The sequence below is a fragment of the Citricoccus muralis genome (assembly GCF_029637705.1).
In the GTDB taxonomy this organism is placed as follows: Bacteria; Actinomycetota; Actinomycetes; order Actinomycetales; family Micrococcaceae; genus CmP2.
This window is the reverse complement of sequence record NZ_CP121252.1, coordinates 1,276,167-1,290,546: the sequence shown is the minus strand read 5'-3', so window position 1 is coordinate 1,290,546 and position 14,380 is coordinate 1,276,167. Positions and strand designations below refer to the sequence as shown.

At 56.7% G+C, this 14,380-nt stretch carries 14 protein-coding genes; 6 read left to right on the top strand and 8 right to left on the bottom strand.

Annotated elements, in window-relative coordinates; translation table 11 throughout:
• Positions 1-23 precede the first annotated feature (23 nt).
• On the bottom strand, positions 24-2,114 hold the full coding sequence (locus P8192_RS05920; protein WP_278159304.1) for an ATP-binding protein: 2,091 nt from the start codon (positions 2,112-2,114) through the stop codon (positions 24-26).
• 474 nt (positions 2,115-2,588) lie between these two features.
• On the opposite strand from P8192_RS05920, the gene P8192_RS05915 reads away from it, so the two are divergent.
• Positions 2,589-3,851 (top strand): DNA cytosine methyltransferase, encoded by a 1,263-nt coding sequence (locus P8192_RS05915; protein WP_278159302.1) that lies wholly within the window; start codon positions 2,589-2,591, stop codon positions 3,849-3,851.
• The gene (locus tag P8192_RS05910; RefSeq protein ID WP_278159300.1) at positions 3,844-4,644 is read left to right on the top strand and encodes a GIY-YIG nuclease family protein; all 801 of its coding nucleotides are present in this window, start codon (positions 3,844-3,846) and stop codon (positions 4,642-4,644) included. Before P8192_RS05915 ends, P8192_RS05910 begins: the two co-directional genes overlap by 8 nt.
• 102 nt (positions 4,645-4,746) lie before the next feature.
• Here the strand turns inward: P8192_RS05910 and P8192_RS05905 are convergent, their stop codons facing one another.
• Positions 4,747-6,003 (bottom strand): MFS transporter, encoded by a 1,257-nt coding sequence (locus tag P8192_RS05905; protein ID WP_431521149.1) that lies wholly within the window; start codon positions 6,001-6,003, stop codon positions 4,747-4,749.
• Positions 6,004-6,317: 314 nt separating this feature from the next.
• Between P8192_RS05905 and P8192_RS05900 the strand changes: the two genes are divergently transcribed.
• The 3 genes from P8192_RS05900 (at position 6,318) to P8192_RS05890 (ending at position 8,594) form a co-directional block, all read left to right on the top strand.
• Positions 6,318-7,472 carry an LLM class flavin-dependent oxidoreductase gene (locus P8192_RS05900; RefSeq protein ID WP_278159298.1) on the top strand — a complete coding sequence of 385 codons (1,155 nt, stop codon included), beginning with the start codon at positions 6,318-6,320 and terminating at the stop codon, positions 7,470-7,472.
• 11 nt (positions 7,473-7,483) lie between these two features.
• Entirely contained in the window at positions 7,484-8,131 is a 648-nt protein-coding gene (locus tag P8192_RS05895) for a CE1759 family FMN reductase (RefSeq protein ID WP_278159296.1), read from the top strand.
• Positions 8,132-8,207: 76 nt separating this feature from the next.
• Complete coding sequence (locus P8192_RS05890) at positions 8,208-8,594, top strand: MarR family winged helix-turn-helix transcriptional regulator (RefSeq protein ID WP_278159294.1); 387 nt, start codon at positions 8,208-8,210, stop codon at positions 8,592-8,594.
• Between the two features lie 29 nt (positions 8,595-8,623).
• On the opposite strand, the gene P8192_RS05885 is transcribed toward P8192_RS05890, so the two are convergent.
• The 6 genes from P8192_RS05885 to P8192_RS05860 form a co-directional block, all read right to left on the bottom strand.
• The gene (locus tag P8192_RS05885; RefSeq protein ID WP_278159292.1) at positions 8,624-9,529 is read right to left on the bottom strand and encodes an SseB family protein; all 906 of its coding nucleotides are present in this window, start codon (positions 9,527-9,529) and stop codon (positions 8,624-8,626) included.
• Positions 9,526-10,296: a bifunctional 1-(5-phosphoribosyl)-5-((5-phosphoribosylamino)methylideneamino)imidazole-4-carboxamide isomerase/phosphoribosylanthranilate isomerase PriA gene (priA, locus tag P8192_RS05880; RefSeq protein ID WP_278159290.1), complete on the bottom strand. Its 771-nt coding sequence runs from the start codon at positions 10,294-10,296 to the stop codon at positions 9,526-9,528. Before priA ends, P8192_RS05885 begins: the two co-directional genes overlap by 4 nt.
• A 226-nt stretch (positions 10,297-10,522) precedes the next feature.
• On the bottom strand, positions 10,523-11,170 hold the full coding sequence (hisH, locus tag P8192_RS05875) for an imidazole glycerol phosphate synthase subunit HisH (protein ID WP_278159288.1): 648 nt from the start codon (positions 11,168-11,170) through the stop codon (positions 10,523-10,525).
• Positions 11,167-11,784, bottom strand: a complete 618-nt coding sequence (gene hisB / locus P8192_RS05870) for an imidazoleglycerol-phosphate dehydratase HisB (protein WP_278159287.1) — start codon at positions 11,782-11,784, stop codon at positions 11,167-11,169. Before hisB ends, hisH begins: the two co-directional genes overlap by 4 nt.
• A 59-nt stretch (positions 11,785-11,843) precedes the next feature.
• Positions 11,844-12,977 carry a histidinol-phosphate transaminase gene (locus tag P8192_RS05865; RefSeq protein WP_278159285.1) on the bottom strand — a complete coding sequence of 378 codons (1,134 nt, stop codon included), beginning with the start codon at positions 12,975-12,977 and terminating at the stop codon, positions 11,844-11,846.
• Positions 12,978-13,005: 28 nt separating this feature from the next.
• Positions 13,006-13,356, bottom strand: a complete 351-nt coding sequence (locus P8192_RS05860; RefSeq protein ID WP_278159283.1) for a LysM peptidoglycan-binding domain-containing protein — start codon at positions 13,354-13,356, stop codon at positions 13,006-13,008.
• 234 nt (positions 13,357-13,590) lie between these two features.
• On the opposite strand from P8192_RS05860, the gene lexA reads away from it, so the two are divergent.
• A complete protein-coding gene (lexA, locus tag P8192_RS05855; RefSeq protein ID WP_431521164.1) occupies positions 13,591-14,349 on the top strand; it encodes a transcriptional repressor LexA in 759 nt (252 codons plus the stop codon).
• Positions 14,350-14,380: the final 31 nt, after the last annotated feature.

The following is a 14,380-nucleotide window of genomic DNA, read 5'->3' as shown; positions in this document are numbered from 1 at the left end:
GGCATTGGCCGCCTCATTTTAGCCTACTGTTTCAGGTATTCGGTTAAGTACGTTTTGATTTCAGTACTAATTAGCACATCCCAGTGCTCCACAATAGACTGATCGAAGTAGTCTTTTGCCGTCTTGCCTTCGCGACTCATCTCCACGGCTGAAGGCGCAGTCCGCAATTCGAACGGTTCAATTAGCACCCCACCTGCGATCTCTCGCCCACGATTCAAATGCTCGATCATCGGGTTCAAGACCCCCTTCACTAGGTAGTTATGCAGTTCAGGCCTCAGCTCGATGTTGTCGTCAGGGCCGATTACGGACTGTTCCGACCTTCCGTCTGTCAAGAACTTCGGAATCGAATTGAAGTCCATGTTGAGCTTGAGGTATTCACTCACAGCGCGCGTCGCCCACCCCGCGCCGCCTTCGAACAAGCAGAACTGGCTATCAAGGAAGTGCCGGCTGGTCATGTAAAAGATCAGGGTGTTCGCGTCTGTGATGTTCTCCTTAATCACGGTGCTCAACGCACGTTCATCAAGGGCTAGGTCGACTGCTCCGGCCCGAGATGTAAAAAATACCTCCTCGGCTCTCACACCCCGTGATCGAAGAAGATCGTCGATGAACCTCGCGAACGCCTTGTCTGCTCGCGCGTGGGAAATGAATACTCGAAAGTTTTGCTTGACCGGTACGTTGCCTTGAACCTTACCGGTGATGGTCATGTGCAGTTCATCACGGATACCTTTCGAGATATCGGAGTGATGATCCAGATCGCGCCTTAATTGATCCGAGAATTGATGTTTCGCGGAAGTATCCCGGCGTTCTTTTTCAGCTTTACCTGCAGCTGAAATTTGCTTAGCTAGCGCAGTGCGACGCTGAATCAGGTTCCCCACGATAGGCCGAACCAAGGCCCGAAGCAACGTAACGCGACCGTCTGTTTCGTCAAAATCCTGCCGGTTGGATGTAGCTATATCTGGCAAGGAATCATCATCGAGTAGATCGAAGGAAATCTCTCCCTCAATGTAGTTCGCGTACGTTCCAGTAATTCCTAATTGAGAAAGCAAGCGGTCGCTTGCGAGTTTTCCTCGCACATAAACCCTCAACTGTGCAGGGTTGTAGTACTTGTTCTTAATGAAACGATTGTCATTCGCCTTCGCGCCCTTGTTGTCGATAGTGGCATGCACGCCGATCCATCCAGTCAGACTGTATTTGACGCCCTGGTAGGTCTGGTTAGACCGGTCCACGAATTTGGCGATCTCTTCCCAGGACTCATCTTCTGGAGGATCCAACGGGAACGTGGTACGTGATTGAATATGCTCGTAGTTACCACCGGGGAGTTCTTTCGCAGGTACATTCAACACGGTGGGATCTCCAACTAACTCATCTGGCTGCACGTCGTTGGATGTGAAATATTGAGCAATCTCCGCCAAGTTACCGAAAGCTACGTTCTTTTTCACCGGCGAATAATTGTAGTTGGTTTCGGTCTCAGAAGATCTCACTGACAACAGGATTCTCGGAGACGCATTGTCCGGTAACAAGAATTGATTAGCCAGTCGTGACCCCAGAGCATTGATAGATTGAGGACCGTATCCAGTAAGATCGACGTCGAGCATGACAAGGCGAGTGCCCGTTGCCGTCTGATTCCACAACTCTTCGTTGGCTGTCCATGGCACATCGTCTGTGGCCTTGAGACTGGGATTCTCCTCATCGCTGACTTTGCCATCGCGCGCATCCAGTTCCCAGTTACTTCCATCATCTTTGTGCTTTGTTTGCAGGTAGAAATGACGCGACAGAAACAGTGCTGCAAGCTTCCCTATTCCTTTTCGGCCCTTCACCTCACCTGCATTAGAAGCGCCCGTCGCCATGGCATGTTCACGCTTGTTGAACCCGACCTTGACATAGTTCAGTATGTCAGCACGACTCATCCCGGTTCCGTCGTCTACGACCTCTATGGTTGCCTTTGACTTGTCTCTGGCGTCGACATAGACGTATACGTTCTGCGCCCCTGCGTCGAGGCCGTTAGCCACGAGCTCTGAGAGTGCGCTCCATGGATTTGAGTAGAGGCCCCTCCCTAACAACTTGAGCGCGAGCCAGCTGAACGTAAATGGCGCATCGTGGCTAGCGCTTTCCATGAGACTCCTTCAGCGTTTCACAAGATCTTGACTCGTATATTCCCGGTTTCAGCGAATACTAGCACCGTGTTTACTGCAAGGACACTGCGGTTGTTTGGCGCCGACGCGTGCCCTCTACCGGTCAATCGTTTGTCAGTCAGGCATTACCAGCTTATCGAGTTCAACGATGTTATTCACGGTCGGGCGTTCCCGATTAGAGGAGAGCCCAAGAGAGCCCCTCTAATAGTGGGGACGCAGGATCTATGTTGAATTGAGCTTCCTGTCGGAGCTTGATTTACGCATCCGATAGCCAGGTTCAAGAACTGGATCTACCCGCTTCCTAGAACCAAGCAAATACAACTGGGCGGAGGTTGCCCCTCGTTCTTTGGCAATCACCCAGGTGATTCACAACCATCTACGCATTTCCACGGCTGCGTTCAAGGGACCTCCGACAGTCTGAAACTAAGCAGAGGCGATACTGCCCTGGAACTGTTCATGACTTTCAAAAAGGTTGACGTCCACGCAAGATCTTCTAGCACATCAGCAGCGAGTCAAGACAAGAACGCGACATTTCCACTTGATACGGTAGACCCCATGGGAGAAGTGACATCAATCAACGTTGCGCGGCCAAGGGTCCTCGAGTTCTTTGCTGGAATCGGCCTCGCCCGCATGGGTCTTGAGAGTGCCGGGTTCCGGGTAGCGTGGGCCAATGATTTTGAAGCCGACAAGAAAGCAATGTATGAGGCGCAGTTCGCCGAAGACCCCGAGCACACATTCTCTCTTGGTGATATAGCGAGAACGAAAGTTTCCGAACTCCCCAAAGATGCGTCCTTAGCCTGGGCGTCGTCACCATGTACCGATCTTTCACTAGCTGGCGCACGTGCCGGATTCGCGGGAGCACAATCCGGAACCTTCTGGCACTTTATACAACTGCTCACAGATCTCGGTAAGAATCGTCCAGACGTTGTTGTGCTCGAAAACGTGACAGGACTTGCATCATCACACGGTGGTGATGACCTTACTGCCGCAATCCGCGCCTTCAATCAACTTGGATACTCCATTGATGTGCTCGCACTAGACGCGCGACGATTCCTACCCCAGTCTCGACCAAGACTGTTTCTTGTTGGCGCACAGAATCCTCCAACAGATAATCCGGATCCCAATTCAGAACTCCGACCAGACTGGCTGCAATGGGTATATGGCGACAAGAGCCTCCGAACTCACAGAGCTGCGCTCCCCACACCCCCCAAGCCCAAGACGGAAGGACTGGGAGAACTCATTGAAGACATGCCCCTCAGTGATGAGCGATGGTGGGACGAATCACGCACAACCGCCTTCATCGGGTCGCTGTCCCCCACACAACGAGACCGCGTGATGCGCCTCAGGCGCACGTCCGGAGTGAAGTATCGTACGGCCTATAGAAGGACCCGCAAGGGCACTGCCGTCTGGGAGGTCCGCCCTGATGATGTTTCCGGCTGCCTACGTACGGCTCGAGGTGGTTCGTCGAAGCAAGCGGTCGTTCGACTTGGAAACAAGAGGCTACAAGTCCGTTGGATGACCCCTTTGGAATATGCTCGCCTCATGGGTGCAGGAGACTACAACTTAGATAGCGCTCGCACGAACCAGGCGCTATTCGGGTTCGGTGATGCTGTTGCTGTCCCCGCCGTAGCATGGCTCGCAGAAAACTACTTAATGCCACTGGTCAAGGGCGATTTGGTTACGTTAGGTGCCCCCGTTGACGAGGCGCTCAATGGCTAGTAGCGGACGTGCACGTGTTGACGAAGTGAAGAGCAAGCCAAAGTCCAAAGAACTTCCGGCTGCCATAGTTCAAGAATTCAGATCTTTATTCGACAAAGCAAAGAGTCAAAAGGATAATGAGGGTCGCAAGATAACTTCCGCAAAATGGGGAGTATACGCATTCTACGACTATGACGGTGAGCCTATTTACGTGGGACAGACAAAGGAAAGTCTAGCAACACGGCTAAATCGTCACCTAACAAACCAGAGAACCGATGCTGTCGCAATGCGAATACTAGATGTCTTCGAGGTCGCCGAAATGGAGGTTTGGCCCCTGTGGCACCTTGAGTACACTCCCAGCAAGAACGTGGACGCTACCTCTTTTTCGGATGCCACGCGCCAGCTGGACGCGTACGAATACTCAGCTTACTTAAGAGCGATTTCAAATAGTAAATTTGGCGCGATTTTAAATGAAAAAATCCCTCCCGCTTCGACCCCGATAGACCTGCCCGAGTCTTATCGATTCAAGCTAATCTCGGAGGCCACCAAAGAGGAGAGGGGACATCCCGACGTTCGCATTGCGAGACGCGCGGAGACTATCTCAAGGCTTGCATCCGTAGCATTCGAAAGAGGGCAAGTATCTGCCGGACTCAGACGTGTGCTCGTTGTACAGGCTGTCCGGCTGGCCTATAAATCTGCAGAACGATATAAGTTTGCCGAAGGAAAAGACGCGCCAGATCCAAGCGCAATCTCGGTTGAGGGGCTCATTGGTTCCGTCAAGTACCCCACGGACGACGAAGGGAGCGGCGACTAGAATTTGATCCTAATTGCATCTGGTCCCCTTGCCCTTAGTTCCAACGTCGGACTAACTTTGACCGGCACGTACCGTCCATAATACGAAATTGGATTTCCTGAGTCACTTTAACCAGCGATGCCGACGTCGACGCAGCATCCGAAAGACCCAGGCAAGAGCGGCAAACGCCAATGAGACAGCTGATGCGAAAATGAAGCCCGCGTGAGGGCTCACCACATCGATGAAAATACCAGCCATCGGCGAGCCGAGCGCCGCGCCGGCGGTCATCGCAGATCCGTAAAAGCCCATGGCTTCTCCCCGGCGCTCTTCGGAAACCAAATGCGACAGCATGGATGAAGCCGATGCCAGCGTCGGAGCCGTGAAGAAGCCTGACCCGAGCGAAATGATCGCCATTACCCAGACGTCTTCTGCAAACGCCATGGGGAAAGTGAAGACGGCGAAGAGAGCCATCATGAGCATCGGTGAAATGTTCTTGCGCAGCGCACCGTAGAAAATCCCGCCGACTGCGGACGCACCACACCAAAACGCGAACACGATGCCGACTTTAGAAGCTTGTCCCACGGACTCCAGCTGCGCCACCATCGACACTTCTGTAGCAACCATCAGTAGACCCGCTGCGAATGAAACCAGCAAGACCGCGAGCGCGGATCCGCTAACCCAAGAGAACTGACGGCGCACACGGGCAGTAACAGTGACTTCCTCGGCGTCGGCCTGTGTTGTGAGCGCGCTGATGATCGGGATGGACCCCGTCGTCGCGGGTAGCTCCGTTGCAGTCAGGTCCACGTGTGCTGGTGCAGAGTGCACAGCGTCGGCCACTGCACGTTCATGTTCCTCGGCTTCGGTGAAATCACCGGGACGAGACGGCACATATCGCTGAGACGAGCGCGTCGGTGGATTGAACCACATCAAATACGCCCCGGTTACTGACCCGGAGACACCAATGATGACGAGACCCCACGCCGAAGACCATAGTGTGGCCGTCAGCGCTCCCATGGCCGGGCCGGCCATGAAGACCATTTCGGTGAAGATCGAGTCAAGAGCGAAGGCGGTCTGTCGATCCTGACCTCGCGTCATCACGCCCAACGACTGACGCACGATGGAGAAGATCGGTAGTGAGAACACGCCGCCGATGAACACCGCCGCCAGCAGAGCCGGGTAAGGCAACCACGGCGCAATAGCCCAGACGACGGCTTCAGCGACCACCGAGGGAATCAGCGCTCGGCGCAGACCTACGCGATCCACCTGTCTGCCTCGCCACGGCGCGCCTACCGCGATACCCAGCGTCAATGAGGCCGCAGCGAGACCTGCGAGCCCGTACCCCAACCCCATGGTGACCGCGATGTGAAGCGTCAAGACCACGCCAAGCGCCGAATGTGGAAGTCTCGCGATCAAGCCGACCAACAAGAGTCGCCGGATGTGCTGATTCCGAAGCAAGCGAATAGTAGGAGTGAAAATCCATGGTGACCTCAAATACGACCGAACAAATCCAGGTCATGGACCTACCGGAACGAAACGTGCTGTAGCCGTCGATGATGACGACGGCCATGCGAGCCTGACATGGCGTTGCTGCGTTCCATCTTAGATGGATTTCGGCGCCACACTGACCATGGAATAATCGCGGCGTGAACGCAGTTGCATCCCATGACAGTTCAGATTTGAAATAAGGAGAAGTCATGCAGTTCGGCGTGTTTACCATCGGCGACGTCACCGCAGATCCGACGAACGGTAGCGTCCCCACGGAGAATCAGCGCATTAAGGACACCGTGGCTATTGCTCGGCACGCAGAAGCCGCCGGATTCGACGTCTTCGCCACGGGCCAGCACCACAATCCTCCTTTCGCTGCCCCGGGCAACCCTCCGACGTTGCTGGCCTATTTGGCCGCCCAAACCTCTTCTCTTCAACTCTCTACGGCTACCACTCTGATCACCACGATGGATCCGGTGCGCTTGGCCGAGGACTACGCCTACCTGCAGCACTTGGCGGACGGTCGCATTGACCTAACGATGGGCCGCGGAAACACCGGTCCGGTCTACCCGTGGTTTGGCCGTGACATCCGCCAGGGAATTCAGTTGGCAGTCGAGAACTACGCGCTGTTGCACCAGCTATGGCGTGAGAAGGAAGTCGATTGGCAGGGCCGATTCCGCACACCGCTGCAGCAGTTCACCGCGACCCCACGCCCGCTGGACGACGTTGCGCCATTCGTGTGGCACGGTTCCATCCGGTCACCCGAAATTGCAGAGCAGGCGGCGTACTACGGTGACGGTTTCTTCCACAACAACATTTTCTGGAACAAGGAACACGTTATCCAGATGGTGGAGCTTTACCGCCAGCGCTACGCCTACTACGGGCATGGACAGCCACACCAGGCCTACGTTGCGTTGGGCGGACAGGCGTTCATGCGCAAAAACTCCCAGGACGCCGTCAACGAATTCCGCCCCTACTTCGACAACGCACCCGTCTACGGCCATGGCCCGTCCCTAGAGAAGTTCTCCGAGATGACGCCGCTGACCGTGGGCTCCCCTCAGCAGGTGATCGAGCGCACTCTGAGCTTCCGCGATTGGGTCGGCGATTACCAGCGTCAAATGTTCCTCATTGACCACGCAGGCTTGCCGTTGAAGACGGTCCTGGAACAGATCGACATCTTCGGCGAAGAGGTACTGCCGGTGTTGCGTAAGGAGTTCGCGGCGTTGAAGCCGGACGACGTGCCCGAGGCGCCCACTCACGAATTCCTGCGCCAGCGCCACGCGCGCGGCGAAGATCCCGTCCCCGGCGGTCGTCCCGACTCGCCGGCCGGCGTTGAACGCGCACAGCGCGAAGCAGCAGAGTAGAACGAAGGAGAATGACAATGAACATCGCGGTGATCTCCGCGGGATCGGGCAACCCCTCGTCCACCGGCATGCTCGCTGACCGCCTCCAGTCCGCCACTGAAGAGTCCCTGTCGGGCAACGGCACACAGGTGAACATCCGGCGCATCGAACTGCGCGAACTGGCGCTCGACATTGCCGAGGGACATGTTTCAACGTCCCGTTCGGAAAAGCTCGACCGGGCACTGCGTCAGGTTGAGACGGCCGATGCGCTGATTGCGGTGACCCCCACCTATAAGGGATCCTACGCTGGCCTTTTCAAGGCGTTTATCGACTTGCTCGATGATGACGCCATGCAGGCGATGCCCGTGCTCTTGGGCGCCACCGGTGGAACAGCGCGGCACTCGCTGATGATCGACTTCGCGATGCGTCCGCTGTTCACCTACCTCAAGGCACAAATCGCCCCCTTGGCCGTTTTCGCGGCCACTGACGATTGGGGTCTCAACACCGGGCAGTTCGACGATGGTGAGATAGTGTTGAGCAAGCGGATTACCGAGGCCGGGCGACAATTCGGCGAAATGCTGACGTCGTCGCCAGCTCAACGGCGTCCGAAAAAGCAACCAACCGATGCGCAGACTCCCTTTGAGGTGACACCATTTGAACAGCTACTCGCCGGACGATAAATCGGCGTCACGACCCAGTCAGGTGCGCTCCGTAGAAGGGGCGTGGCGCACCTACTGGGTCACTACAGCTCGGTTGATGACACGCCTTGAGTCAACTCTCAAATCTGAACTCGATCTCCATCTGGGCGATTACAACCTCATGTTGTTGCTCACCGAGTCGGAGACAGGGTGCATGCGCATGGGAGAACTCGCCGAAGCAATGGTGTTTTCTCCGTCGCGGTTGACCTATCAGGTGAAAATCCTGGAGAACCGCGGCCTCGTCCGCCGTGAGCGCAGTGATACCGACGCTCGATCATGGATCGCCTCACTCACCAAAGAAGGACGGCGCACTTTCCGCAAGGCCGCCATTCTGCACGTCCGTGACATCGAAACGTTCTTCACGGCAAAGATTAGCGACGAAGAAGCACAGATCATCGATACGGTCTTCTCTCGTGTTCAGGATCAGCTTCTCTCGGAGTCGTGAGTCTCCGGCTTCACTTGGTGACGCGGGTATTACCCGAGTGAGATCTCCACGGAGTCTGCCCGTTCTGACAACGACGTGACCTGAGATAGCAACTGCTGCAGCGTCGCAAGCATCAACCGATGACCCGTCGCATCAGTGCCGTCTTCAGGTGTTGCGATGATGTTGAGCTCCGGCCCGCTTCCTCCGCCGTTAACCAAGCCCCCCGATTTCAGCCGTGTGGCAACGCCCCGACCAGGAGCCAGAGCCAAACGTTGCAATCCTGGCACCAGGGACACGATGTCATGGAGGTCGGCGGCCAAAGTCTCATCCTGATAGGACGGCACCCATTTTCGCTGTTGCGCCAGCGACCAGACCGCCGGGCGACGAACGACAAAGGTGAGTTCTTGACCAGGGTCGATGACGACCAGGTCAGACCCCTCATCCACGGCTGACAGGCACGCGCGTGGCATCCATGTCGCAACTGGGCGTGCTTCAGTGTGCCAAGCGGTCATTGCCGGAACCGAAGTGAATACCGGCATTGCTCGACGACCGTCAGCAGCTTGCAATGTGACCAAAGCGACATCTGCTTGTTTGTCCCCGTGGACATGCACGCCATCCTCAGCGGCGACCTCGTGAGTCGACTCCTCGGCCAGGGTCGGAACCACGGTGGCGAACACCCGAACATTCGATAAAGCAGCGACCACTTCGGCCTCATCCGCTACGCCGGATATGAAGCGTTCGGACGCCTCAATCCAAGCTGCCGAAGCCAGCCCGTCATCCTTGTCGAACGCGTGAAGCGGATTGGCCGATCCGTCGATTCCCGTGCCGGAAAGATCACGACCTTCCCAAGCTTGCCCGGCAGAGTCCGCGGGACGACCATCCTCGGATCGATGCTGGCGCGCCAGGTTCTTCTGGATCGCAGCTTGAATGTGGCCGGGAAGCTCGCGTGATGTCACTGCTCGGCGCCTCCGCCGACGCCAGGTACCTGTTCGGCAATAGCCAGGGCCGCCTGCAGGGTGAACTTACCCGCATAGAGCGCCTTGCCCACGATGGCGCCTTCCACGCCCTGCGGCACCATCGTCGTCAGCGCGCGAATGTCTTCGAGGGAGGAAATTCCTCCCGATGCGACCACAGGCTTGTCAGTAAAAGTGCTGATCTTCGCTAGCAGGTCCGTGTTGGGTCCAGTCAATGTACCGTCCTTAGTCACGTCTGTGACCACGTAACGGGCGCAGCCGGCGTCCTCAAGGCGCTGGAGCACTTCCCAGATGTTTCCACCTTCAGTGGTCCAGCCTCGACCTGCGAGTGTTTCGCCGCGCACATCGAGACCGACCGCGATCTGGTCACCGAACCGAGCGATCGCCTTCGCGGTCCACTCCGGATTCTCCAAAGCAGCGGTTCCCAGATTCACTCGAGTTGCACCGAGCTCAAGAGCATTTTCCAACGAAGCATCGTCGCGAATACCCCCCGACAGTTCCACCTTGATGCCCAGCTCACGGACGACCTCTTGGACAATCTTGCGGTTGTCGCCAGTACCGAAAGCGGCGTCCAAGTCGACCAAATGCAGCCATTCTGCTCCCGCGTTCTGCCAGGACAGGGCAGCTTCCAGAGGAGCCCCGTAACCGGTGGCAGAATCCGCCTCGCCCTGAACGAGGCGAACGGCTTGCCCGTTCTGTACGTCTACCGCAGGCAAAAGCTCCAGCCGGGTACGAGGTGTTTCGCTCATCTAAATACTCCTGATCAGTTTTCTCGAAAAGTCATGAAGCCGCCCAGAGTGCGGCCGAATCATCAGGCTTCGCCTGGAACCAATGCAAAGCCAGCGACGATCGCTAGAATCCCGCAGACGGCTAACCCGAAGAAGAACCATGCTGGTAGCTCCTGTCGATACGCTGACCATGCCCCGCCGAGCATAAGTCCACCAATGCCGATGAGCACAACAGTCCACCATGGCATTAGAGAGAACCCAACCAGTTCTGTAGCAGCCGCATGCCGGCGTCGCCGGACTTCTCCGGGTGGAACTGGGTCGCTGAAAGCGGGCCGTTTTCCACGGCTGCCACGAAGTCGGCACCATGATGCGACCAGGTGACCTTCGGCGGAGCCATCGAAGCAATCGTCTGATCGAACGTCCAGTTCTGGACGGCGTAGGAGTGCACAAAGTAAAAACGCTCGTCTTCGAGCCCGCGGAAAAGAACTGAATCCTCCGCCGGTCGGACACTGTTCCAGCCCATATGTGGCAAAACCGGGGCGGGCAGTGCCTCCACCACGCCTGGCCACTCCCCCATGCCCTCGGTTTCGACGCCATGTTCGACACCGCGTTCGAAGAGGACTTGATGCCCAACGCAGATTCCCAGCACGGGGCGACCACCGGCAATACGACGCCCGATCCAGCGAAGCGCCCCGACGTTCTTGAGCGAATGCATGACGGCGCCGAACGCACCCACACCGGGCACCACGAGCCCATCAGCGTTCATCACCGTGTCGGGATCTGCAGTGAGGCTGACGCGTGCACCTGCACGTTCCAAGGCACGTACAGCCGATCGTACGTTGCCAGAGCCGTAATCGAGGACAGCCACAGAAGGTCCGGTAGGGAGGCCGCTCACAGGGCACCCTTCGTCGACGGCACATCAGTGACACGAGGGTCGTCTTCGGCAGCCACGCGCAGAGCGCGAGCAAACGCTTTGAACTGAGACTCGACAATGTGGTGCGGGTCCCGGCCACGGACCACGTCCATGTGCAAGCAAATGGAAGCGTGGAAGGTTATCGACTCGAAGATGTGACGCGTCATCGAGCCAGTGAAGTGACCGCCGATCAGGTGGTACTGCTGCCCATCAGGCTCACCTTCGTGCACCAGGTAAGGGCGCCCAGAAAGATCTACGACCGCGCGGGCCAGCGCTTCGTCCAATGGCACTGAGGCTTCACCGAACCGACGGATACCCTTCTTGTCGCCCAAAGCGACCTTCAGCACTTCACCGAAGGTGATAGCAACATCCTCGACGGTGTGGTGGACGTCAATGTGCGTATCGCCGGATGCTTTCACCACCAGGTTCATCTGCGAATGTTTCGCCAAGGCGGTCAACATGTGATCGAAAAACGGCACGGAGGTGGAAATGTCCGACGTGCCGGTTCCATCCAGGTCCAACTCGACGAATACGTTGGATTCTGACGTTGTGCGTTGCATGCGCGCACGACGGCTGGAAATCAGTTCAGCAACCATGAAGAGGGCGCTCCTTGAGTTCAAGGCCGACTGGGACTGTCCAGCCGACGCCAATAAGTCTACTGTGCAAGCTCCGGAGCGTCCTCGAGAATACGCCTCATCGCGTCAAGAAACGCCGAGGTCTCTTCAGCTGTGCCTGCAGTCACACGCAAGTGGTTGGCAATACCGACATCTCGCACCAAGACCCCGAAAGCAAGTAGCCTTTGCCAGACTTCGCTGGCGTTCGACAGCCCACCAAAGAACACGAAGTTTGAATCGGAAACTGCAGGACGCAATCCCAGCTCCCGAAGCCCATCCACGATTCGATCACGTTGGACCTTAATTTCCTCAACCGTTGCCAACAGCGAGTCAACGTGGGCCAACGCGGCGTTAGCCGTCGCTTGAGACATAGAAGACAAGTGATACGGAAGTCTCACGAGCCGAATGGCGTCAGTCACTTCTGGCGCCGCCGCGAGGTAACCGAGACGGGCGCCGGCCAACGCGAAAGCCTTCGACATAGTACGCGTCACGATCAATCGGGGACGTCCGGGGAGCAGAGTAAGTGCGGAACGCGTACCCTCCAATGCGAACTCGGCGTAGGCCTCATCCACAACAACCATGGACTGGCATGCGTCGGAAGCCTCGTAAACGGCCTCGATCACGTCCAGCCCCAATGCCGTTCCGGTTGGATTATTGGGAGAGCACAGGATCACGATGTTAGGCGCGTGTTCTTCGACCTGCACTGAGGCAGATGTTGCTGTAAGCGTGTAATCATCATTCCGAATTCCGGCGATGTATCTGGTGCTCACGCCTTCGGCGAGCAAGGGATACATCGAGTAAGTCGGTGGAAAACTCAGAACACTTCTGCCTGGTCCACCAAAAGCCTGCAGAATCTGCTGAAGAATCTCGTTAGATCCATTCGCTGCCCAGATCTGCCGCTCAGTCAGACCCTCGCCAAGATAAGCCGCCAAACGTCTACGGAGTTCCGTGAATTCCCGGTCCGGATAGCGATTCAACGAACGTGCCGCCTGAAGCGCTTCAGCTCCGATCGATTCGACCACGTCTGTTGGAACCGGATGCGTGTTTTCATTCGTGTTGAGCATTACCGGCACATCTAGTTGTGGTGCCCCATAGGGAGTCATGCCACGCAGGTTCTCACGCAAAGGTAGAGCCGCTAGAGCATCAGCGTTGAAATCGTTCGAGTTTGGAGTCACGCACACAGTCTAGATCCGACGTTGACCTTCAGTTCCCCGGTGACGCGGGAACGAAGAGCGTATCGCCGACATTAATATCCGATCCTGCGAGCTGGTTCAGGTCACCGATGCGCTGAACAATCTCAGCGCGGGGTGCATCGAGATCAACCTGTCCCGCGATCCCCCAGAGGGTGTCGCCGTATCCGACAGTGTATTCGATTGCACCCGAGGGCAGACCGGAGTTCGACGCGTTCGCTGAAGAACCGAACAGATCCCCGATCAGGGCCGCTGCAACGATCAGGGCCATCAAAATAATGAGGGGAAGTGTTCGTAGAACAAATCGACCGCGTCGAGTCAGGCAAATGCCGCTGCTTCCCTGGTTTTGCGTAGCGATGCTCATGATTCCACTGTCCTCTCATTTCGAACGGCCCACTTCTTTCGACTCGATCGACCGTTCTAAGTTCGTACATCTTTTCTAGCACAGCCTTTCGACCGGATGCAAGATATTTCTCGTACAGATCTTTGAACTTGTTCGAAGAATGCTGTAGCCTTGAAGTACGGATCGCCTTGACCCTGCGAATCGGTCACCGGATGTCCCGGCGTCTTGACTGCGAAACAGAGTCCATCAGCGGCCATGGACACGATAAGAACGGAGAGCCCCATGAGTTCATCGACTCCAGACGGTCACGAGCAGAACTTCGCGGTATACAGCGTTAAGAAGCTGACGCAGCGGCAGCGACAAGTGCTCAATTACCTACGACGAGCCATCGCGAAGACTGGCTATCCACCGTCGATGCGTGAGATCGGCAAGGGGACGGAGTTGCTGTCTCTCTCATCCGTGACGTACCAGCTCAAGAAGCTCACCGAGTACGGGTACATCCGCCGAGATCCTCGTATCCCCCGGGCCATCGAGATTCTTCGCGATGAAGACGGAAATCTCCTGGGCAATGAGTCAGATTCGGCCCAGGAGATTGACACCGATGAGTTGCAGCTTCCCTTTAGCCGCGAAATCGACTCTCACAACGTCATGGTTCCCTTGGTGGGGCGCATTGCCGCCGGAGGGCCAGTGTTGGCTGATCAGCATATCGAAGATGTCATCGCCCTCCCCAAGTTGCTAACTGGTGATGGGGACCTGTTCATGCTCAAAGTCACCGGAGACTCGATGGTGGATGCCGCTATCTGCCATGGCGACTGGGTCGTGGTACGCAAGCAGAACAGCGCCACCAACGGCGACATCGTTGCCGCCTTACTCGATGAAGAAGCAACGGTGAAGACTTTCCGCCAGCGCGATGGCCATACCTGGTTGCTGCCTCAGAACACCGCGTACGAGCCCATCTTGGGCGACCACGCCACCATCATGGGAAAAGTTGTGTCCGTCCTTCGATCCATCTGACGCTATCGGCGATATAGCCCGCCGATAAAAC

Coding starts and splice junctions, on each gene's coding strand:
- priA (WP_278159290.1), bottom strand. CDS start 10,296: ATGAGCGAAACACCTCGTACCCGGCTGGAGCTTTTGCCTGCGGTAGAC.
- P8192_RS05915 (WP_278159302.1), top strand. CDS start 2,589: ATGACTTTCAAAAAGGTTGACGTCCACGCAAGATCTTCTAGCACATCA.
- P8192_RS05895 (WP_278159296.1), top strand. CDS start 7,484: ATGACAATGAACATCGCGGTGATCTCCGCGGGATCGGGCAACCCCTCG.
- P8192_RS05890 (WP_278159294.1), top strand. CDS start 8,208: ATGACACGCCTTGAGTCAACTCTCAAATCTGAACTCGATCTCCATCTG.
- P8192_RS05900 (WP_278159298.1), top strand. CDS start 6,318: ATGCAGTTCGGCGTGTTTACCATCGGCGACGTCACCGCAGATCCGACG.
- lexA (WP_431521164.1), top strand. CDS start 13,591: ATGGACACGATAAGAACGGAGAGCCCCATGAGTTCATCGACTCCAGAC.
- P8192_RS05860 (WP_278159283.1), bottom strand. CDS start 13,356: ATGAGCATCGCTACGCAAAACCAGGGAAGCAGCGGCATTTGCCTGACT.
- P8192_RS05910 (WP_278159300.1), top strand. CDS start 3,844: ATGGCTAGTAGCGGACGTGCACGTGTTGACGAAGTGAAGAGCAAGCCA.
- hisB (WP_278159287.1), bottom strand. CDS start 11,784: ATGGTTGCTGAACTGATTTCCAGCCGTCGTGCGCGCATGCAACGCACA.
- P8192_RS05920 (WP_278159304.1), bottom strand. CDS start 2,114: ATGGAAAGCGCTAGCCACGATGCGCCATTTACGTTCAGCTGGCTCGCG.